Raw genomic sequence first — 19846 nt, forward strand, 5'->3', positions numbered from 1 at the left:
AAACGCTTGGGTGGAGTGAACTGGGAAACGGGCCGTGATCCGCCCCACCCAGCCACTTTCCCCCTTCGGGCACGCGCCGGAAAACATGACCTTTGAAGCTCAGTGTCGGGCCTTCGAGGACGCGGTACAGGCGCTGATCACCGCCGCGCCTCAGCAGGCCCTCTCAGTGGCGAGCGATTACCTGCGCTTTACTGGGGGCCGGGGACTGGCACAGGCCCGCAGCCACCTGCTGCTCGGCCAAGTCCAGCTCGAAACCCGTGATCTGCTTGCCGCTTTGCAGAGCTTGGAGCAGGCTGCCACCGTATTTCTCGAAGGTCGAGACAGTTTAGGCGCAGCGCAGGCACATAACCTAGCGGGCAAGGTTTGCGCCGATCTGGGTGGGCTGGATGACGCCGAGAAGCATTTGAACGCAGCCATTGCCCAAGTAGAGGGCAGTAACGATCCGGCTGGGCAGCAACTGCACGCCACTGCACTTAACCATTTGGCCGGCGTTTACCATGCACGCGGCCAAGTTGAACAAGCGCTGAAAGCATCAGAAGCGGCTCTGGAACTTTGGATCAGCTTAGGCGATGTGCAGGCGCAAGCACGAGTTCTGAGCAATATCGGCAACATTCAGACTTGGCAAGGCCAGTACGACACTGCCGTATTGACTCTACGGCGAGCTTACTATTTGCATCAGACGGCCATTGAAAATCCCAGATCTGAAGCATTCATCTTGAGCAGCCTGGGGCGTCTCCACCACCTCAATGATGAGAATGCTCTGGCCATCGAGGTGATGATCGCAGCCCGAAACGCTGCCAATCGGTGCGGAGACGAACTCCTGAAAATGCGAGTTGATCTGAACTTGGGCACTTTTTATCTTGCTGCCGATCAACTCCCTGAGGCCGCCACACATTTAGAACAGGCGCTTGAAATCAGCCGGGTCAACAATTACCGGCTGGAGGAGGCGTCTGTTCTCGACAGTTTGGGCAGTCTGCGAACCAAACAAGGCGACCTTCCAGAAGCCCGATCCCTCCATCAAACAGCCTTAGAGATAGCGCTGGAGACTGGTGACGAACAGGGGCAACTTGACGCCCACCTGCACCTGGGCCAAGTACAGCACGCTCTTGGCAAGAGTGTGGCGGCTGAGGCGAACCTCGGGCGCAGCTTAGAACTCGCAGAGCAGCAGCACGCCCCCAAGGAACTGGCTCAAGCACATCTGGCGCTGGCCGATCTGTTCCAGGGTCAAGGTGAATGGGAGCAGACTGCCTTTCATCTACGGGCGCTGCGCTCTACCGAGCGCGACCTTTTTAGTCAGCAGCGCGAGCGGCAAGTTCGCAAGTTCATGGTGCAGTTTGAAGTCGAGCGTGCTCGGCACGAAACTGATGTTTACCGCTTACGAACCGAGGTCGAGCAAGACGCCCGACTAGCCGCTGAGCAGCTGGTGACGGAACGCACCTCGGAACTGGCCCGCGCCCAGCATGAGGTCGTGACCCGCCTGGCAATGGCTGCCGAGTACCGAGACGACACCACCGGCGAGCATACCCGCCGGGTAGGACGCTCGGCAGCCCGGCTGGCGCAGGCGCTGGGCTGGCCCGAGGAACGCGCTCAGGTGCTGGGCATCGCCGCCCGCCTGCACGATGTCGGCAAGATCGGTATTCCCGATACCATCTTGCTCAAGCCGGGAAAACTGAGCCAAGAAGAGTACAGCCAAATGCAGACGCATACCCTGATCGGCGCACGTATTTTGTCGGGAGGGCAATCCGAGTTGCTGCGGCTGGCTGAAGAAATCGCCCTCACCCATCACGAACGCTGGGACGGCCAAGGCTATCCGCAGCGACTGTCCGGCGAGGGCATTCCGCTGACGGGCCGGATCGTGGCGGTGGCCGACGTGTTTGACGCCTTGACTCAGCCACGGCCCTACAAACGGGCTTGGAGCGCTGAAGAAGCGCTGCGGGAAGTGCAGGCGCAGGCAGGCAAGCATTTCGATCCTCAGGTGGTCGAGGTGGCCCTGCAGGTGCTGACCGAGGAGAGCAGCGCCCGGCATGACCCTGAGTTGAGTGGTGAAGCCAAATTTATGCCCGGCGAGGATGCCAGCCACATGCTGGCGGTGTTCGAGCAGCTATTGGTCGAGCGCAGCCGGGAGCTGGACGTGGCCCGCCGTGAGGGGGAGCAGGTCGCCCAGCAGATGGAGCGCATGGCGTTGACCGACAGCCTGACCCAGTTACCCAACCGCCGCGCCTTTGAGGCCGACTTGGAAGCGAAATGCGGTGTGCAGCCACCACACGGAGCCAGCATGTTCGTGATGTCTCTTGACCTCGGCGGCCTCAAACTGATCAACGACGCGCAGGGACACGCCGCTGGAGACCGCTTGCTCACTGCTTTTGCCCGCTGCACCGCTGAGGCATTTGCGCCGCTGGGCGGGGTCTACCGGCTGGGCGGCGATGAGTTCGCGGTGATTGGCACGGCTCCTTTGCACACCCCAGCGCTGCTTGAGCGGCTGACCGGAGCGCTGGACGCGGTTCGCGCCGCCGGGTTCGAGGCCGCCAGTGCCAGTTGCGGCGTCGCTTGGCTGCCACACGACGCGCAGACATCCGGCGATTTGCTGCGCATCAGTGACCGGCGGATGTACCAGCAGAAAGCGAGTCGGCAGCGCGGTACCATCAACTGACCCAACGCCGTGCGAGAAGTGGCGATGCTGAGTCTAGGCAAGAGTTACTGAGCACGCTGAGTCCAGAAGTGCAGGTTCATCAGCGCGTTCTTGAGTCGGCCTCGTTGGGCAGGCCGGTCACGGCTGAACCTGCCTGCGACATTGGTACTCCAGTTGAAACTCATGGCTTAATTGAAACCGCAAAATTGAGATGCGAGTAAGGGTAAAAGGAATTCCTGTCAGGTACCCAGACTGCGGAGTTTGAGCGCCGACTCATCCCTTCAAACGATCTACGAACCCCACTTCGCCGAGCGCCAGCGCCAAGTAGGGCGCGGTTCGGCTGCCCGGCGTCCCCGCTACTTCTTGGGGCGTGCCCTGCGCCACGACTCTGCCACCCTCATCGCCCGCGCCGGGGCCGACGTCAATCACCCAGTCGCTGCCGACGACCAGTTGCATGTCGTGCTCTACCGTGATCACGGTGTGTCCAGCCTCAACCAGCCGCTCAAGCTGGCGGGCCAGGCGCTCCACATCGGCGGGGTGCAGGCCGGTGGTGGGTTCATCCAAGATGTACAGCGTCTGTCCCCGTCCGGCACGCTGCAACTCGGTGGCCAGCTTGATGCGCTGCGCTTCACCGCCCGAGAGTTCGGTGGCGGGCTGCCCCAGCCGCAGGTAGCCCAGCCCCACCTCGCGCAGGGTGTCTAAGCTGCGGAACACCGCTGGGTCATCCTTGAAGAAGTCCCAAGCCGTGTCCACCGTCATGCCCAGCACCTCGGCGATGGTGCGGCCCCGCTCCTGCACTTCCAGCGTCTCGGCGTTGTAGCGCGTCCCGTGGCAAACCGGACACGGCGCATACACGCTGGGCAGGAACAGCAATTCGACCATGACCCAGCCCTCCCCCTGACAGTGTTCACAGCGCCCACCCTTGACGTTGAAGGAAAACCGCCCCGCGCCGTATCCGCGCTGCCGGGCCAGTGGGGTGGCGGCGAACAGCTTGCGGACATGGTCGAACAAGCCGGTATAAGTCGCCATATTGCTTCTGGGTGTGCGGCCAATCGGCTTTTGGTTGACTTGTACCAGCCTTGAGAGTGAAGTGAAATCGCCTCCCAGATGCGCGGAGGTGGTGGGCAACTGGCTGTCCCCGAGGTCTTCCTCGTCTTGTGACCCACTGGCCTGCTCCACGCTTCCCTGGCCGAGGTGGGCGGCCAGCGTCTCGGCTAACACCTGACTGACCAAGGTGGACTTACCCGAGCCCGAGACGCCGGTGACGCAGGTCAGCACGCCTAACGGAAACCGGACGCTGAGGTCGTTGAGGTTGTGACGTGTCACGCCGTTCAGTTCGAGCCAGCCAGAAGGCGTGCGCGGCTGACGCGCTTCTTGGGAAGCTGCCCTGAAGAGGTACTCGGCGGTTTTGGAGTTCTGTATGTTGCGCAACCCTTCGGGCGGCCCGCTGTAAAGGATCTCACCGCCCTGCTCCCCTGCTCCCGGCCCGACATCCACCAGCCAGTCGGCGCGGCGTACCACATCCAGATCATGCTCGACGACGAACAGTGAGTTGCCCGCCGCCTTCAAACCGCTCAGTGCCGTGAGCAACGCCTCGGTATCGGCGGGGTGCAGCCCGGCGGACGGCTCGTCGAGGACGTACACCACGCCGAACAAGTTGGAATACAGTTGGGTCGCCAGACGCAGGCGCTGCAACTCGCCGGGCGAGAGGGTGGGCGTCGAGCGCTCCAGTTGCAAGTACCCCAACCCCAAGTCCAGCAACACGGCCAGCCGGGCGACTAGGTCTTCGGTCAGGCGCTGCCGGGCGATGGCTTGCGCAGGCTGGTCTTGGGCGAGCTGCGCGTCCTCCTGACCGGCAGCGTAGGGGCGCAGCAGCGCAGAGACTTGCTTGAGTGGCAGGCGCGAGAATTCGGTGATGTCATGGCCCGCGAACGTGACCGCCAGCGCTTCCGGGCGCAGCCGTTTACCGTGGCAAACTGGACACTCGGCGGCAATCATGTAGGTCTGCACCCGGCGTCTCATGGCTGCGCTTTCGGTGCTGGCGAAGGTGTGCATCACGTGCCGCCGGGCGCTGCTGAAAGTGCCCATATAGCTGGGTTCGAGCTGGCGCTTTACGGCCCGCCGGGTTTCCTCAGGACTCAGGCCCGGATACACCGGCACCACCGGCTGCTCATCACTGAACAAAATCCACTCGCGTGTCTCGGGCGGCAGTTCGCGCCACGGCACGTCCACGTTGATGCCCAGCGACACCAGAATATCGCGTTGGTTCTGCCCGCCCCAGGCGAGCGGCCAAGCGGCCACTGCACGCCCACGGATGGTCAGCGACGCATCGGGAACCATCGAGCCTTCGGTGACCTCGTAGACCCGGCCTTGACCGTGACAGTTCGGGCAGGCTCCCTCGGGCGTGTTGGGCGAGAAGCCCTCGGCGTAAACGATGCCCTGTCCCGGCGGGTATGTCCCGGCCCGCGAATACAGCATCCTGACCAGATTAGACAGGGTGGTGACGCTACCCACCGAGGAGCGGGCGGTGGGTGCGCCGCGCTGCTGCTGTAAAGCTACGGCGGGGGGCAGGCCCTCGATGGCGTCCACGTCAGGTGCGCCCACTTGATGAAACAGGCGGCGGGCATATGGGGAGACCGATTCGAGGTAGCGCCGCTGCGCCTCGGCGTACAGCGTTCCGAAAGCCAGCGAGGACTTGCCTGAGCCGGACACGCCAGTGAACACCACCAGCGCGTCACGCGGCACCCGCAACGAGAGGTCTTTGAGGTTGTGTTCCCGCGCTCCGCGTACTTCTACGAAGCCGGAAAATTGAGGGGGATTCTCCATGGCCTCAGTAGTATGGAGGGCGATTTAGAGTGACGGTGCAAGTCGCAAGGATGACTCAAGCTTTGGCTCCAGCCTCCAGCATGCCTTGACTTTCGTCGGGGCTCGTGGCCGCAATGATGTGGAGCGAACCATTGCTTGGCTTCAGAATTTTAGACGAATCGTGACCCGATATGAACGTCTTGCCGAGCACTTCCTGAGCTTCGTTCAGCTCACCTGCCTCCTCCTGCTCCTTCGCAGAAATAAGCTCTAGGATCGTCCCCTAACCTCACCTACGCAAAGTCGGGGTAACTCCAGTTGTCAATGAGCCAACGCAATATCGGCAGCCATGATAAGTACCATCAGAGGTGCCTATACCCCTGGGGGGTATTTGACTTGGCCTTGGCTGCGGGGCTAGTGTCAGATCAAAGGTCAGTCACTCTCTCTCTCGACCACCAGGAGATTCCATGTACTTCAAACGCATCTATGACAGCGATCTGGCCCAAGCCTCATATATTGTCGGCTGCCAGAAAAACGGCACAGCCATCGTCATTGACCCGGCCCGCAATGCCCAGCAGTACGTCACTCTGGCCCAGCAAGAAGGGCTGATCATCACCCACGTCACCGAAACCCACATTCACGCTGATTACCTCAGCGGCGCACGCGAACTGGCTGAGCAGACCGGAGCCGCCCTGCTGCTCTCCGCCGAGGGTAGCCCCGACTGGAGCTACACCTTTGACCACGAAGCCCTACATGACGGCGACAGTATCGCACTGGGCAATATCACCCTGAAGGTGCTGCACACCCCCGGCCACACACCCGAACACCTTTCCTTCCTGATCACAGATGGAGCGCGGGGGGATCAGCCGAGCATTCTGCTGACCGGCGACTTCGTATTTGTGGGTGATCTGGGCCGCCCCGATCTGCTGGACGAGGCGGCAGGCGGAGTGGATACCCGCTTTGAGGGCGCGAAGCAGATGTTCGCCTCGCTGCGCGGCAAATTCCTGACCCTGCCAGATTTCGTGCAGGTCTGGCCCGGACACGGCTCGGGCAGCGCGTGTGGCAAGGCGCTGGGCGCAGTGGAAAGCACCACCGTCGGCTACGAACGCGCCCTGAGCTGGTGGTCGCCGCTGGTTCAGAGCGGTGATGAGTCGGCCTTTGTGGACGAACTGCTGTCTGGTCAGCCGGACGCGCCCGCCTACTTCGGCAGAATGAAGATGCAGAACAAGGCCGGCCCAGCGCTGCTTGGAACTCCCGAGCCGCTGGGGCCGTTGTCGCCCGCTCAGGTTCAGCAGGCCATTGCAGGCGGGGCCAGAGTGCTGGATACCCGCTCGCGGGAGGACTTCCAGCAGGGTGCGCTTCCCGGTTCCATTCACCTCCCGGCGGGCAAGACCTTCGAAACCTGGGCGGGCTGGCTGCTTGATCCCAAGCAGGACTATGTCCTCGTTGCTGGCGACGCTGAGCGGGCAGAGGCCCTGCATCAACGCCTGTGGATGGTTGGCGTAGACCATGTTGCCGGTTTTATCGCCTCGTTTGGCAGCCTAAAACTGGAGTCGCAGGCAGCGGTTCCCGTTGACCAGATTCCCAGTCTCCAGAGCGCCTACATCCTGGATGTGCGGGCCAAAAGCGAATATGCCGCCGGACACCTGCCGGAGGCCCACCAACTACATGCAGGCCGCCTGATGGCCCATCTGGACGAATTGCCCCGCGACAAGCAGATGGTCGTGCATTGCCAGAGTGGGGCCAGAAGCGCCGCCGCCGTCAGCTTGCTGCGGGCCGAGGGCTTTGACAACGTGACCGAACTGGCAGGCGGCTACGAAGCTTGGGCGCGTCAGTCTGAACCGGTGGGCTGAAGTGCTGACTTGGTTCAAAAAACTGCTGGGCAGCGGCGCTGAAACCCATCATGTGTCGGCGGCAGAAGCCCAGCTACTCGTGCAGGGCGGCGCACTGCTTGTCGACGTGCGCTCCAAAGCTGAGCGTCAAATCTTACTTATTCCGGGCAGCAAGCACCTTCCACTAGAGCAGGTGGGCCATCCGCCCGCTTCGTTTGCCAGTGATAGGGTCATCATCTGCCAGTGCGCCAGCGGTCACCGATCAGGTCTGGCCGCTCGGCAACTCCGGGCGCAAGGCTTCGATGCCCGCAGCTTATCCGGTGGCATCACCGCCTGGAAGAACGCGGGCTTTCCGGTGAAGAAGGGATGACCGTGCAAGACATTTTTCCGGCGGAAATCAGCTTAGGGCAGCGGCGCGGCGCAAGGCTCATCGACGTTCGTGAGCCAGCCGAGTATGAATGTGGGCATCTGCCCGGTGCCGTCAACATTCCCCTTGCCAAATTGAGAGGCAACCAGGAATTCGGTGGCTCTCCCGTTGTTCTGGTCTGTGCCAGGGATTCCCGGAGCGCCCAAGCCGCCGCGCTGCTCTTGGAGGCCGGACACGCTGACGTCGCCAATCTGCTGGGCGGCACCCTCGGCTGGATGCAGGAACACCGCCCGGTTGACTTTCTGCCGGTTGAAGCGGCCCAAAGTCAAGCATGAGCAGCACGGATTCAGGTGAAGCGCCGTGGTGTTGACCGTTCTGGGGGCCTTGCTCATCGGCCTGTCGCTGGGCCTGCTCGGCTCAGGCGGCTCGATCCTGACGGTTCCCGTGCTGGTCTATCTGGTCGGCGAATCCGGCAAGACCGCCATCGTCGAGAGCCTCGCCATCGTGGGGCTGATCGCGCTGGTAGGGGCTGCGCCACACCTGAAAAAACGCTGTATTGATGGGCGGGCCGTGCTGCTTTTCGGAGGTCCCGGCCTCCTTGGAACGTCGCTCGGGACGCTGCTCAGCCACCAGATGCCTGCCGCCCTGCAACTGCTGATCTTTGCCGCCGTGATGCTGATCGCGGCGGTACGGATGTTCCAGCCCATGTCTGGGCCGTCCTCGAACGAGCCCCGCCCGTGGTGGCAGGTGGCGCTGGCCGGAATGGGCGTCGGGGTGCTGACGGGCGTCGTCGGCGTGGGCGGCGGCTTCCTGATTCTGCCCGCGCTGGTGCTGCTGCTGGGCTTGTCTATGGCGCGTGCGGTGGGAACCAGTCTGGTCATTATCGCCCTGAATTCCGCGCTGGGCTTTCTCCTGCATACCGCCGGGCAGAATACGACCCTGCACTGGCCCGTGATCGGCTTGATCGCTGGAATCGGCATTCTGGGCAGTCTGCTCGGCAGCCAGCTCTCGGGGTTTTTCTCACCACTGATGCTTCGCCGCTCGTTCGCGGGCTTTCTGGTGCTGCTCGGCAGTTACATCCTGATCACCAGTCTGCCCCACGCCCTTCAGGGAACCGCTCAGCATGCTGCTGTGGTTGCTCCCGTCTCTCCCTCTATTCCCTCTACAACGGTGACTCTTCGATGATGACCTTTTTTTTCTCCGCCTGGCCCTGGTATATCAGCGGGCCACTGATCGGGCTGATGGTGCCGCTGCTGCTGCTGCTCGGCAACAAGACCTTCGGGATTAGCGCCAATTTGAGACATGCCTGCGCAATCCTGCTGCCCAAGAACGTCAAACCCAGCTTCTTCCGCTATGACTGGCGCGGGGAGAAATGGAATCTGATGTTCGCGGGCGGTCTGATTCTGGGCGGGCTGTTGGCTGGGCTGATCTTCGCCAACCCAGAACCGACGCGCCTCAGCGCCGGGGCCATCGGCTCGCTGCAAGACCTTGGGGTTAGACTCAGCCCCGGATTGGTGCCGCCCGAACTGCTCGATCTGCGCCGCCCAGTCGTCTGGCTGATTCTCTCGCTGTCTGGCCTGTTGGTGGGCTTTGGCACGCGCTACGGTGGCGGCTGCACCAGCGGTCACGCCATCACCGGCCTGTCTACCCTGCAATTTCCCAGTCTGGTTGCCACCGTCAGCTTTTTCGCGGGCGGCATCCTGAGTGCCAACATTCTCCTGCCGCTGCTGCTCAAGTAGCGCCCCCAACTTCAAAGGACTCCGTTTTGATTTCCAGCACTCCTACCAGAACCGAATCTCAGGCCCCGGCTTCCACCCTTTCCCTCCTCGCTTATCTGCTGGCTGGAACCTTCTTCGGCGTCGTTCTGGTCAAGAGCGAGGCCGCCAGTTGGTACCGCATTCAGGAGATGTTCCACTTTCAGTCGTTTCACATGTACGGCCTGATCGGTTCAGCCGTGCTGACGGGCATGCTGACCACCGGGCTGCTCCGGCATTTTCGAGCACGCTCGCTGGACGGCCAGGCCATCAAGATTCAGCACAAGGCCCCCGGACTGCCCCGTTACGTCTTCGGGGGCCTGACGTTCGGCCTCGGCTGGGGTCTGGCAGGTGTCTGTCCAGGGCCGATTTTTACCTTACTCGGCAGCGGCATCTGGGCCATGCTGATCGTGCTCCTCTTTGCCCTGATCGGCACTTGGTTGTATGGGGTGCTGCGGAACCGCTTACCGCATTGAGCGCAACCTGAAACTTTCAGGTCAGGGCTTGATGTAGGCAAACCCTTCCCTCTGAGCTTCAGCCAGCGCCACCACCCCGGCAGGCACCACCGTGACCCATTTCGGAAGGTGCGCGGGATCAATGTCATGGCTTTTCAGAGAATTGGCGCAGGCTTGAAAGGCCACCTGTTTTTCGGCGGCCTCGGCCATTTTGGTCAGCAAGTCTGTACGGCCTAGGAAAGCATAAACGCCTGCCTCATTCGCCACAATGCGCAGAGAGATAGCTGGATAGTCGCGCAGCACGTTGGCGACGTTGCTCAAGGCGGCAGGCCAGCGATCGGCCTGGTCGATGTGCAGCACCAGTTTCAAGTTAGTCATTTTATTCCTCCTGAATAAGGATAGAGCCGTATTGAGGCGGTGTCCCTCCCCGGAGTGCCTCGGCTGGGACACCAGCATCTATTCAGGCCCGTTCTACATCAGGCCAGTCTCCTGAGCATCAGGTTCCAGTACATGAAGGGCAGACCGTGCCGCTTGAGCAGGTACATGTCGTAGCGCTCCTTGGCCTGGTTGAACGGGAAGGACGGCGTCGCCTCGTTCTTGTCATTGAACTCGGCCAGAATCAGCTTGCCGCGTCCAGTTACCAGCGGGCAGGAGCCGTACCCGTTGTAGATTTGGGTGAGAGGCTGCCCCCGAATCACTGCCGCCAGATTCCCTGCCACCACCGGGGCCTGCTTGCGAATGGCCGCCCCGGTCTTGGCGTTGGGCGTGCCGATCACGTCACCCAGACCGAATACATTTTTGAAAGTGGGGTGTTGCAGGGTCGAGTGATCCACCGTCATCCAGCCTTTCAGTGGGCTGTCTTGCAGGGCCAGCGTGCTGACAGTGTTGCCTGTGCGACCAATAAAATCAAATCGTATTTCTATATAACAATTATAGGACTGGGCAATATTGTGGCCCACAATTCTGATAGCCTGACGCCGTGCGCATCAACCCGGATTATCTGGTGACCTTCAGTGCAGTGGCCGAGTTGGGGAGTGTCAGCAAGGCGGCTGAGTTTCTGCATCTCAGCCAGCCTGCTGTCTCCGGCCAGTTGCGGGCGCTGTCCGACGCGGTGGGAGCGCCGCTGTACACGCGTCACTCGCGCGGCGTTGCGCTGACCAGCGGCGGCCTTGAGTTGTTGCCGCTGGCCCAAGCGGTTGCCCGCAACATCCGGCGTGTGGGCGATCTGGCCCATCAAAACCGAAATCACCTCAAAAAACAGGTGCGGCTGGGCGTGTCCTGGACGCTGGCGACGCGGGCGGTTCATCTGGCCGCCCACTTTTCCGGCGACGCGTTGAAAGTCAGTTTGCACTCCGACCACACCCCACGCCTGATTCAGATGGTGGCGGACGGCGAACTTGACGCCACACTGGCGGTGGACGCCTCGCACGCCTTGCCAGACGGCTTGGAAGCGCGGCGGTTTTCGAGTGAGGATCTGCGCTTGATCGTCCCTGGAGGACACCGCCTGGCGAAGATCGGTTACGTCAATCTGGGCGTTCTTCAAGACGAAACAGTGCTGTGGCCGATGCCCGAATCCTCGGTGCGGCGGCGTGCGGTGAAACTCCTGCGGGCCAGCGGCGTGACTCCGCAGCGCGAACTGGAACTGGGCAGCTTTCTGGCGCTCAAGGCCGCACTCGTCGAGGGTCTCGGGGTGGCCCTCCTGCCGCGCAGCATGGTGAGCCTAGAAATCACAGGCGGTCACCTGAGCAGCCTGGGGCTTGAAGCCAATGACATCACGCTCGGCTACCACGTGGTGTCTGCCCCACTCGCCATGTTGCCCGGCGCAGTGCGGGAAGTGCTGGAGCATCTGGGGCGCAGGCCATCTCCGAGCAGCGCCGACGCATGAGAGCACAAAAGGCGAATGGCTTGACCCTCAATATCTAGGGGTATAGAGCAGGCCAAGATATCAAGAATATGGGGGTGGCATGAACGACTGGATCGCTGCCGGTTCTCCCATCAAGCGCTGACCCGGCCACGTTTGACGCAAACGCCATGAATCTGACGGCTGGTAAACTTGAGCTGGCAGAGCCTGACGCTGTTGTTGAGGGTGATGGCGTGGTTGGGTCTGGCCCATTTTGTTCACGCTGAACGCACTTGCTAGGATTGGGTGGTGGGTAGCAGAAGGCCGCCGTTAGAGAACCTGCTCATTTCTGCATAGCTGGGGTTTCAAGCAGTTTCACCATCACGTTGTAGCCGAGCTGGCGGGCATGTTGAAGCGGTGTCACGCCGTTCTTGTCACCCAGGCTGCGGTCTGCGCCGTGCGAGAGCAGTTCGCGCACGATTTCGGTGTGGGTGGGACCACCGTCGCCCAGAATCACCGCTTCCAGCAAGGCCGTCCAACCCAGATTATTGACATGATTCACGTTGATCTTGGTGGTGGCCAGCAACTCGCGCACGTACGGCAAGTGGCCCCGGTCGGCAGCGGGGATCAGGGCAGTGCCGCCGTAGCGGTTGGTGCGGGTCAGATCAGGCTTGGCCCTGAGCACCTCACGCAGCATGGCCACGCTGCCCGTTTCACCCGTGATGAGCAAGGCATTGTTGCGCTGATCATCCTGCAAGTCGGGATCGGCCCCCGCCGCAATGAGGGCGCGGGCCACCGAGACGTGATCACCCTTGGCTGCCCAGGTCAGGGCCGTGCGCCGACCCGAATCTGACGCGTTGACGGACGCGCCTGCGTTCAGCGCAGCTTGGATCCGCGCCAGATCTCCATTTTGAGCGGCCTGGAGCAGCTGTGCATTCAGTTGAGTTTGATGCTGTGAAACGTTCACCGTTCTCCCCTTGGCGCTGACTGTGCTGAAAGGCGTCGGAAAGCTGCTCAGCACAATTATCCCAAATATCAGTCCCCTGGCCGCCATCACGCGCCCTGGCATTTTACTGGCCCAGCACCGTCGTGACAGCGTCGGTGCCGCATTTCTCGTCGGTCAGGCCGCTGGGTGCGCCGCCCACGCCCACCGCGCCCACCACTGCGCCGCCGACCCGGATTGGTGCGCCGCCCGCCAGCACCAGGTAGCCGGGAATATCGGCCAGTGCCGGATTATTGGGCAGGTTCTTGGCAATGTCGCTGGTCAGCGCTCTGGCACTGGCGCTGGTAAACGCCTTACCGGAGCTGGCCCCCAACGTGTGCGGCCCGGCGTTCTCGGAACGGGCCACAGCCAGGGTCACGCCGCTGCGGATCCACCACGGTGGCGCTGACGTTGTAGCCGAGTTGTGCACAGTTATTCACGGCCAGCGTGGCAATCCGGCTGGCGGCGCTCAGACTCAAGCTGGCTGGGGACACCGTGGCGGTGGTCGCCAGATTGATCGGTGTGGGCGTAGTCTGGGCGGCAGCGAGTGAAATGACGGAAACGGTCAGCAGAGCAGTCAGGGTCTTCATGCCTCTTATCTTGCGGCCAGCACGCAGAAAACGGTATCCGGACAATTCGCGCAAGCTCTCCGTAAAACTACGGAGGAGAGAAAGCCAACGTCTTCAGATCTCCTCTCCCTCCAGTGCCAGGCGGATCACCTCGGCCAGCGACTCGGCTTCCAGTTTGGCGAAGAGGCTGGCGCGGTGCGTTTCCACGGTGCGGGCGGAGATGGCGAGCGTGCGGGCCGTCTGCTTGCTGGTCTGACCGTCCAGAATGCCCCGCAAAACGTCGTGTTCGCGGGCGGTCAGGCGCGAGAGGCGTTCGCGGGCCTGACCATTCGCCGCCCGGCGCTGACGCCCCCGCAGGTGCTGGCGCACGGCCCGCTGAACAGCTTCAAGCAGCTCGGTCTCGTCTACTGGCTTGCTCAGGAAGTCCGCCGCGCCCTGACGAAAGGCCCGGCGGCACAGCTCCACGTCAGCGTGACCGGTCAGCAGGATCACGGGTAGATCCACACCACGCTCCTGAAGGCGGAGTTGCAATTGCAGGCCGCTGATATACGGCATACGAATATCCAGAAGCAGGCAGCCGATGGAGGGCGGCCCCTCAGCTTCTAGGGCGCGTTCCAACTCCAAGCCGTCGGCAAAGGAACGCACGTTCAGGCCGACGGTGCCCAGCAAAAACCCCAGCGCGTCCCGCACCGCGTCATCGTCGTCGACCAGGTAAACGGTCGGTTCCAGCAGCAAAAGCGGCTCAGTCACTGGCCGCCTCCATCATCAGGCGCGGCAAGCTGAGGGTAAAGACCGCGCCGCCCACGTCGGCATTTCTTCCGCTGAGATCGCCCCCCATCCCCTGTGCCAGCGTCTGTGACAGGCTCAGGCCCAGGCCTAGGCCGCCCGCCTTGCTCGTCGTGAAGGGCGTGAACAGGCGCGTGGAAACCTCGGCAGCGATCCCGGGGCCGTTGTCTCGCACGCTCAGGATCCAGCCCTGCTTATCCAGGGCGATGCTCAGCCCAATGGTGGGATCAGGGGTGTCCTGCACGGCATCTAGAGCATTCCGAAGCAGGTTCAGGATGATCTGCTCCAGTTGCACTGGATCGGCCCGCACCAGCGGTGTGTCGGCATACGACGTGACCACCCGCACGCCAAGGCGGTTCAGGTCGGCGCGGCAAAGCGTCAACACGTTCTCGGTCGCCTGTGACAGATCGGTGGGCCGGGACTGGCTGGGTGTGCGCTTCACCCACTGACGCAGCCGAGTGATGATCTGTGCTGCCCGCCTCGCCTGAGTGACCGAGGCACCCACCGCATGCCGCACCCGTTCCAAGTCAGGTTCGGGCTCGTCGAGCAGCCGCGCCGCCGCTTGACCGTAGCTGACGATGGCTGTCAGGGGCTGGTTCAGCTCATGCGCCAGGCCCGCCCCCATCTCACCCAGAGTGGACAGGCGTGAGACGTGGGCCAACATCTCCTCGTGTTCGCGCACGCGCCGCTCGCCGTCTTCTAGATGTTCGAGCATTCGGCGCTGAAGCGGCCCCACCTCGCGCAGAATCAGCACCCGGCCACGCAGTTCGCCACCCGCGCCGCGCAGGGGAGCCAGCGAACCCTCTACCTGTACGGCTTCCTGACCCGCTGCACCGGTACGCAGCAGCGTCAGTCCTTCAGGCAGCGACGTCGGCTGCGGGCTGTCCCAAAATGATGCGGCGTCAAACGGTGCCTGCAGTAGTGTGGCCTGAAAGGTGGTCACAGCCCGCAAATCGGTGCCGGGCGGCAGCGGATGGAACAGTGCCGCCCGCGCCGCCGGATTGGCCAGTGTGACCCGGTGATCCTCGTCGAGCGCCACGATGGCCTCGGAAGCGGCCTCCACCACGCCGCCCGCCCGCACCCGCTCGTCAAGCAGGGCGCGTTGCGCGGCTCGACGGGCTTCAAGGAGTTGCCAGACCAGCAGGCTCAGGCCAGCTGTCAACAGCGTCCATAGAACACTGCCCAGCCATGGCCAGCTTCCCCACGCAACCGGGCGCGAGATGCGGATGGGAAAGGGCTGAAGGGCAGTGCCCAAGATTTTTTCCACGTGTAGGGTCGTGGAAGCGCTGCCCCAATTCTCGGTCGTGGTGTGGGCCACGATAGCCGTATCTGTCTGGGGGCGAAAGAGCGTATAGGACAGCGGCGCGGCCTCACTGTCCAGTGCTCCGGTCAGCCGCCGGGCGTCCACCCACACCCGCACGTTGCCGCGCGACAGGGCGTAGAGCGGGCCACCGTCATCCGGCCAGCCCACGGCGGATGCGGCGGAGAGAGCAGCGGCCAGACGCGGCGGCCTTTCGGTGGGTGATCCCAGCACTTGGCAGCCCAGCGGCGTGCAGCGCTCCACGGCCACCACCTGAGGGTAGGGGCGAAGCAAAGTGTTGAGGTAGGTGCCCAGCGCCGCCGTACCCGTGCCCTGCCGTTCCAATGCATACACAGCGTTCAGCACAGCTTCCTGCTGCTCCATGCGCTGTGAGAGAACCCGGTGCAAAATGCGCGCGTCGGTGTTGAATGTCTCGGCTAGATGCTTACCCACCGATACAAAGAGCGCCGTCACACCTACGCCGGATAACAGGAGCCAAATCAGGAGGGCGAGAGAGAGACGCTTACGCTTCATAACGCCATTGTGGCCTGAATAGGTGATGAAAATAAAATCCACCGGTACATAACGAATCTACCAATCAGAAAGCTGGAGGCAATGGAGTAGCGCTTGACCGGAAAGTCTTAGCTGTGCTTTGGAGATATTCAAGAACCACTGAATAACGCTGTATACGCACAGCGAAAAGGGCAGGGAGGTGGCTGGGGCACACCCTCGGCCACCTCCCTGCGAATAGCAGGTACGGAATCGCCCATCAAATCATCTGGCTGGGTAAGTCGCAGCCACTGAAAAAAGCTCAGGGCAATCATGCAAAGCAGGGCGTGATGATGGAGGCCGTTCCAGGATCAGCCTTCGAAATAGTCCAGACCGACCTCTTGCTTGAGTTCACAATGGGTCAATTTACACGCCCAACAGCGTTTGGTCACTTCAATCAACTACGCCAGTGATGTTGTCAGTGGGAGGTTGCAAACATAATATTTTCGATCTTCACCACGCCGCTGTTCACCGATCACCTAAGCCGCTTGTCTTGGAAGATGTTGACCTTGGGCGTTCCCTTCTCCATCTGCTAGCCGAACATAAACGGCGGCGAAGCGACCTGAAAGCGCCCCTTGGTGCTGTGACGCTCTTCCCGGCGGCGGCGTCCAGCGACAAAAACCAGCGTGCGTTGAGGTATTCATTCCGAAAACTGCCTTTGAACGATTCGATGTGGCCATTGTTTTGAGGCCGTTATGAACGGGGAAAATCAAGGGTAACCTGACGCTGATAGGCACAAAGATTTAAGGCTTTAATGATGAACTCACTGCCATTGTCTACTCAAATCTTGCCAGGAGCTACACGGCCTTTGGTAGCCTCGGTGACGATCTTGACGATCCACTCAGCTTTGATACTTTGATCCACGTGAATGGCTAGACATTCGCGTGTGAAGATAATGATGGAATACGTCCAGCAGCATGCTCAAAGCGGGCGACTCAAATTTAGAGCATTTGTCACAATAGAATCTTAGAATGAGCATATTTGAACCAGTGTTGAATATCTGTCTCTGATACGGATCCGAGGCAACTCCGATGGCATCATAAAGCTCCGTCACGACTGTCACGACTCGCCAGGCCCCACTCCGACCCAATGCCTTCAACTTGGAAAACATGAGTTCAATCGGGTTGAAATCCGGACTGTAGGGTGAGGTAAACATGACCTCACCTCCATGGGCTTGGATGAGCGTCCGAATGGACGCTCGATGATGTGACGAGAGATTGTCCATCATCACCACTTGCCCTGGTTTCAACGTTGGACACAGTATTTCACGAACATACCATTCAAACGCTACGCCATCAAGGACGATGGCGGCCTGCGGCCCTGCTAAGCTCAACGCACAGATCAATGTCTGATTTCGTCCACGATTTCGCGGCACACGGTCAAAGGCACGCTGATCACTCGGCGCACGGCCATACCCACGGGTCATGGCCGTGTTGAAACGGCTTTCATCTAGAGCATTTGTCCGAATAGATACCTGAGCAAAAAGCACTCTCTATTCCACTCCCTTTGGTTCTTGGGCAAAGCGGCACCCTTATGGGGTCTGCTCGCTCGGTCAAAAAAGAACTTCTTTTTTGACAAACGCTTTAGAAAGACCAATTGGTCAGGCGTTTGAAGGTACGGTGCAAGGTCATTGAGGAACTGCGAACGCAGTTCCTCACGAGATTCTCTGGCGACCAGTGTTTTTTTGTGGGTGATCTTGTGGCGGCCAAACACGCGATCAATAGTCTTAAGACTGATCTTTAACCCTGTAGCGGCCTCAAGGATGTGCGCGTGTTCTTGCAACGTCGCATCTCGGTGGGTTTCAAGCTTCGCAAGAAGTTGTTGCTCATGGAGGGCCATCACTGTACGGCGACGGCCCGTCGGTTTGGCAACAATGTGCAGGGTATTTTGGTGCTACCGTTTTAGATAGCTTTTGACAGTATCAACATGGACAGAAAAATGTTTTGCCGCTTCGCCGGGCGAAGCGCCACCCAGCGACAATCCGAGTCCTAAGTTCCAAACTGTACCCACGTACTCCTACTGTATTCATGAAGCTATTATGTCAAATGCTCTAGAACTCGGCGAGAAAAAAACCAACTTCAGCGGCGACGCAACCAGCCCTGCACCGTGCCGACGACGCCAGCGCGGAAAAAGAGCACCACCACGACAAAGACCAGACCAGTCACGATGCCCACAGGCAGACTGGAAGTGGTCAACTGATCACGCAGCAGCAGCACCAGACCCGCACCCACCGCCGGGCCAAACAATGTGGCAGTGCCACCCAGCAAGGTCATCATCACAACCTCGCCGCTGGTGGTCCACTTGGTCACGTCCAGACTGACCACGCCGTGGCCGAAGGTGTACATGCTGCCGGCCAGACCCGCCAGCCCGGCGCTGATCATGAAGGCGGTGAACTTGAAGCGCACCGGATTGTAGCCGATGCTCTGGGCGCGTTGCTCATTGTCGCGCACCGCCTGTTGTGCCTGTCCAAAGGGGCTGCGAACCGTGCGGTAGGCGATGTAAAAGCCCACTGCGAACACAGCCAGACAGAAGTAATAGCGCGTGGTGCTGTTGCTGAAATCCAGTCCGAACAGGCTGGGGCGCTCAAAGCCCTGAAGACCGTTCTCGCCGCCCGTCACGTCGGTCCATTGCAGCGCCACGAAGTAGACCATCTGCGCGAAGGCCAGCGTAATCATGCTGAAATAGATACCGGCACTTCTGACACTCAGGTAAGCGATGGGCACGGCCAGCACCAAAGCACTCAGTGTGCCACCCAACATGGCCACAGGCACACTCTGACCGCTGGCCAGCAGGTAGGCAGTGAAATAGGCGCTGCTGCCCCAGAAGGCAGCGTGGCCGAAGGACAGCAGGCCAGAGAAGCCGAACAACAGGTCAAAGGCCACTGCGAACAGCCCCCAGGCCAGGATGTCCAGCGCCAGCACCGGGTAGATCAGCCGGGGCAGGATCAGCAGCAGCAGTCCCAGCCCGATCATCCATGCGGCACGCATGGTGCGCTCGCGGTCATTGCGGGGGGCGGTGCGGGGAATAGTGGTCACCGCGTCCCCTCGGGCAGCCCGAATAGACCGCTGGGGCGCACCAGCAACACAATCGCCATCAGGACAAAGACCAGCGTGTTGGCAATCGGCGGGTAAATCGCCGCGCCCACTGCCGCCAGCACGCCCACCGCGAAGCCGGTCACCACACTGCCCAAGATGCTGCCCAGCCCACCGATGACCACCACCGCGAAGGTCGTGATGATCAGCTCCGCGCCCATGTACGGCTCCACCGAGTAGATCGGCGCGGCCAGCACCCCGGCCAGCCCCGCTAGACCCACGCCCACGCCGAAGACGCCGGTGACCCATTTACTCACGTCGATCCCGAACGAGCGAGTCACACTAGGATTCTCGGTGCTGGCGCGGATGATTGCGCCCACCCGCGTCTTCTCAATCACGAACCAAGTCACCAGACAGATCACCAGCGTCAGCGCGATCACGAACAGGCGGTATTTGGGAAAGACGACAGAGCCCAGATTGACCACGCCCGTCAAAATATCCGGTGTGGTGTACGGCGCACTGGACACGGCAAACTGACTGAGCATCACCTGTTTGACCAGATCCTGAGTCAGTAGCGTCAGGCCGAAGGTGAGCAGCAGATTGTAACTGGGTTCCAGACCGTAGAGGCGTGAGAGCAGCGTGCGTTCCAGCAGCATGCCCAACGCCCCCACGATCAGCGGGGCCAGGATCAGCGCGGGCCAGAAGCCCAGTCCGAACGCCTGCCCCAGCGCGAAGGCGGTGAAGGCCCCCAGCATGTACAGCGCCCCGTGCATGAAGTTGACGATCCGCAGCATCCCGAAGATCACCGCCAGGCCCAGGCTCAGCAGCGCGTAGAACGCCCCGTTGACCAGACCGTTGAACACTTGAATCAGCAGCAGTTGTGTATTCATGTATTTTCCATGACGTCAAAAGGGTTGAGGGCCGGGGACGCCCGGTTCAGCGTCCCGGC

General features: G+C 61.3%; 18 protein-coding genes and 4 pseudogenes. 9 read left to right on the top strand and 13 right to left on the bottom strand.

All coding sequences use genetic code 11. The features are described from left to right. Positions 1–34: 34 nt before the first annotated feature. Positions 35–2650: an HD domain-containing phosphohydrolase gene (locus tag EHF33_RS18805; protein ID WP_124875096.1), complete on the top strand. Its 2616-nt coding sequence runs from the start codon at positions 35–37 to the stop codon at positions 2648–2650. A gap of 252 nt (positions 2651–2902) precedes the next feature. Here EHF33_RS18805 and uvrA read toward each other — a convergent pair whose 3' ends face one another. After that, positions 2903–5455 (bottom strand): excinuclease ABC subunit UvrA, encoded by a 2553-nt coding sequence (gene uvrA / locus EHF33_RS18810; RefSeq protein ID WP_124875098.1) that lies wholly within the window; start codon positions 5453–5455, stop codon positions 2903–2905. 103 nt (positions 5456–5558) lie between these two features. Between uvrA and EHF33_RS18815 the strand changes: the two are divergent. The 7 genes and pseudogenes from EHF33_RS18815 to EHF33_RS18845 form a co-directional block, all read left to right on the top strand. Continuing rightward, positions 5559–5705 (top strand): annotated as a pseudogene (locus EHF33_RS18815) (IS5-like element ISDds9 family transposase); the annotation flags it as partial. Between the two features lie 193 nt (positions 5706–5898). Then, entirely contained in the window at positions 5899–7284 is a 1386-nt protein-coding gene (locus tag EHF33_RS18820; protein WP_124875102.1) for an MBL fold metallo-hydrolase, read from the top strand. Between the two features lies 1 nt (position 7285). Further along, positions 7286–7633: a rhodanese-like domain-containing protein gene (locus EHF33_RS18825; RefSeq protein WP_124875104.1), complete on the top strand. Its 348-nt coding sequence runs from the start codon at positions 7286–7288 to the stop codon at positions 7631–7633. Continuing rightward, a complete protein-coding gene (locus EHF33_RS18830; protein ID WP_124875106.1) occupies positions 7630–7965 on the top strand; it encodes a rhodanese-like domain-containing protein in 336 nt (111 codons plus the stop codon). The genes EHF33_RS18825 and EHF33_RS18830 overlap by 4 nt, the downstream gene beginning before the upstream one ends. A gap of 28 nt (positions 7966–7993) precedes the next feature. After that, positions 7994–8815 (top strand): sulfite exporter TauE/SafE family protein, encoded by an 822-nt coding sequence (locus EHF33_RS18835; protein ID WP_338135051.1) that lies wholly within the window; start codon positions 7994–7996, stop codon positions 8813–8815. Further along, entirely contained in the window at positions 8815–9369 is a 555-nt protein-coding gene (locus EHF33_RS18840; protein ID WP_124875448.1) for a YeeE/YedE family protein, read from the top strand. Before EHF33_RS18835 ends, EHF33_RS18840 begins: the two co-directional genes overlap by 1 nt. A 26-nt stretch (positions 9370–9395) precedes the next feature. After that, positions 9396–9860 carry a DUF6691 family protein gene (locus tag EHF33_RS18845; RefSeq protein WP_241191461.1) on the top strand — a complete coding sequence of 155 codons (465 nt, stop codon included), beginning with the start codon at positions 9396–9398 and terminating at the stop codon, positions 9858–9860. Positions 9861–9881: 21 nt separating this feature from the next. Here EHF33_RS18845 and EHF33_RS18850 read toward each other — a convergent pair whose 3' ends face one another. Both EHF33_RS18850 and EHF33_RS18855 read right to left on the bottom strand, forming a co-directional pair. Continuing rightward, complete coding sequence (locus EHF33_RS18850) at positions 9882–10217, bottom strand: DsrE family protein (RefSeq protein ID WP_124875110.1); 336 nt, start codon at positions 10215–10217, stop codon at positions 9882–9884. A 98-nt stretch (positions 10218–10315) separates the two neighbouring features. After that, positions 10316–10798, bottom strand: coding sequence for an NAD(P)/FAD-dependent oxidoreductase (locus EHF33_RS18855; protein WP_206431659.1), 483 nt, complete (start codon positions 10796–10798; stop codon positions 10316–10318). A 20-nt stretch (positions 10799–10818) separates the two neighbouring features. Between EHF33_RS18855 and EHF33_RS18860 the strand changes: the two genes are divergently transcribed. Continuing rightward, the gene (locus tag EHF33_RS18860; RefSeq protein WP_124875112.1) at positions 10819–11724 is read left to right on the top strand and encodes a LysR family transcriptional regulator; all 906 of its coding nucleotides are present in this window, start codon (positions 10819–10821) and stop codon (positions 11722–11724) included. Positions 11725–12022: 298 nt separating this feature from the next. On the opposite strand, the gene EHF33_RS18865 is transcribed toward EHF33_RS18860, so the two are convergent. The 10 genes and pseudogenes from EHF33_RS18865 to EHF33_RS18905 form a co-directional block, all read right to left on the bottom strand. Further along, entirely contained in the window at positions 12023–12646 is a 624-nt protein-coding gene (locus EHF33_RS18865; RefSeq protein ID WP_241191462.1) for an ankyrin repeat domain-containing protein, read from the bottom strand. A 103-nt stretch (positions 12647–12749) separates the two neighbouring features. After that, a complete protein-coding gene (locus tag EHF33_RS18870; RefSeq protein ID WP_164473619.1) occupies positions 12750–13028 on the bottom strand; it encodes a heme-binding protein in 279 nt (92 codons plus the stop codon). Further along, complete coding sequence (locus tag EHF33_RS21245; protein ID WP_164473620.1) at positions 12976–13251, bottom strand: hypothetical protein; 276 nt, start codon at positions 13249–13251, stop codon at positions 12976–12978. Before EHF33_RS21245 ends, EHF33_RS18870 begins: the two co-directional genes overlap by 53 nt. Positions 13252–13344: 93 nt before the next feature. Beyond that, the gene (locus EHF33_RS18875; protein WP_124875118.1) at positions 13345–13980 is read right to left on the bottom strand and encodes a response regulator transcription factor; all 636 of its coding nucleotides are present in this window, start codon (positions 13978–13980) and stop codon (positions 13345–13347) included. Next, on the bottom strand, positions 13973–15850 hold the full coding sequence (locus tag EHF33_RS18880) for a sensor histidine kinase (RefSeq protein ID WP_124875120.1): 1878 nt from the start codon (positions 15848–15850) through the stop codon (positions 13973–13975). The genes EHF33_RS18875 and EHF33_RS18880 overlap by 8 nt, the downstream gene beginning before the upstream one ends. 128 nt (positions 15851–15978) lie before the next feature. Beyond that, positions 15979–16443 (bottom strand): annotated as a pseudogene (locus EHF33_RS22040) (IS701 family transposase); the annotation flags it as partial. 375 nt (positions 16444–16818) lie between these two features. Then, positions 16819–17318: pseudogene (locus EHF33_RS18890) on the bottom strand (IS630 family transposase); the annotation flags it as partial. A 134-nt stretch (positions 17319–17452) separates the two neighbouring features. Next, a pseudogene (locus tag EHF33_RS18895) lies at positions 17453–17894 on the bottom strand (IS630 transposase-related protein); the annotation flags it as partial. 49 nt (positions 17895–17943) lie between these two features. Beyond that, positions 17944–18900, bottom strand: coding sequence for a branched-chain amino acid ABC transporter permease (locus EHF33_RS18900; RefSeq protein ID WP_124875124.1), 957 nt, complete (start codon positions 18898–18900; stop codon positions 17944–17946). Beyond that, on the bottom strand, positions 18897–19787 hold the full coding sequence (locus EHF33_RS18905; protein WP_124875126.1) for a branched-chain amino acid ABC transporter permease: 891 nt from the start codon (positions 19785–19787) through the stop codon (positions 18897–18899). Before EHF33_RS18905 ends, EHF33_RS18900 begins: the two co-directional genes overlap by 4 nt. Positions 19788–19846: the final 59 nt, after the last annotated feature.

Origin of the sequence: Deinococcus psychrotolerans (genome assembly GCF_003860465.1) — a bacterium.
Classification (GTDB): Bacteria; Deinococcota; Deinococci; order Deinococcales; family Deinococcaceae; genus Deinococcus; species Deinococcus psychrotolerans.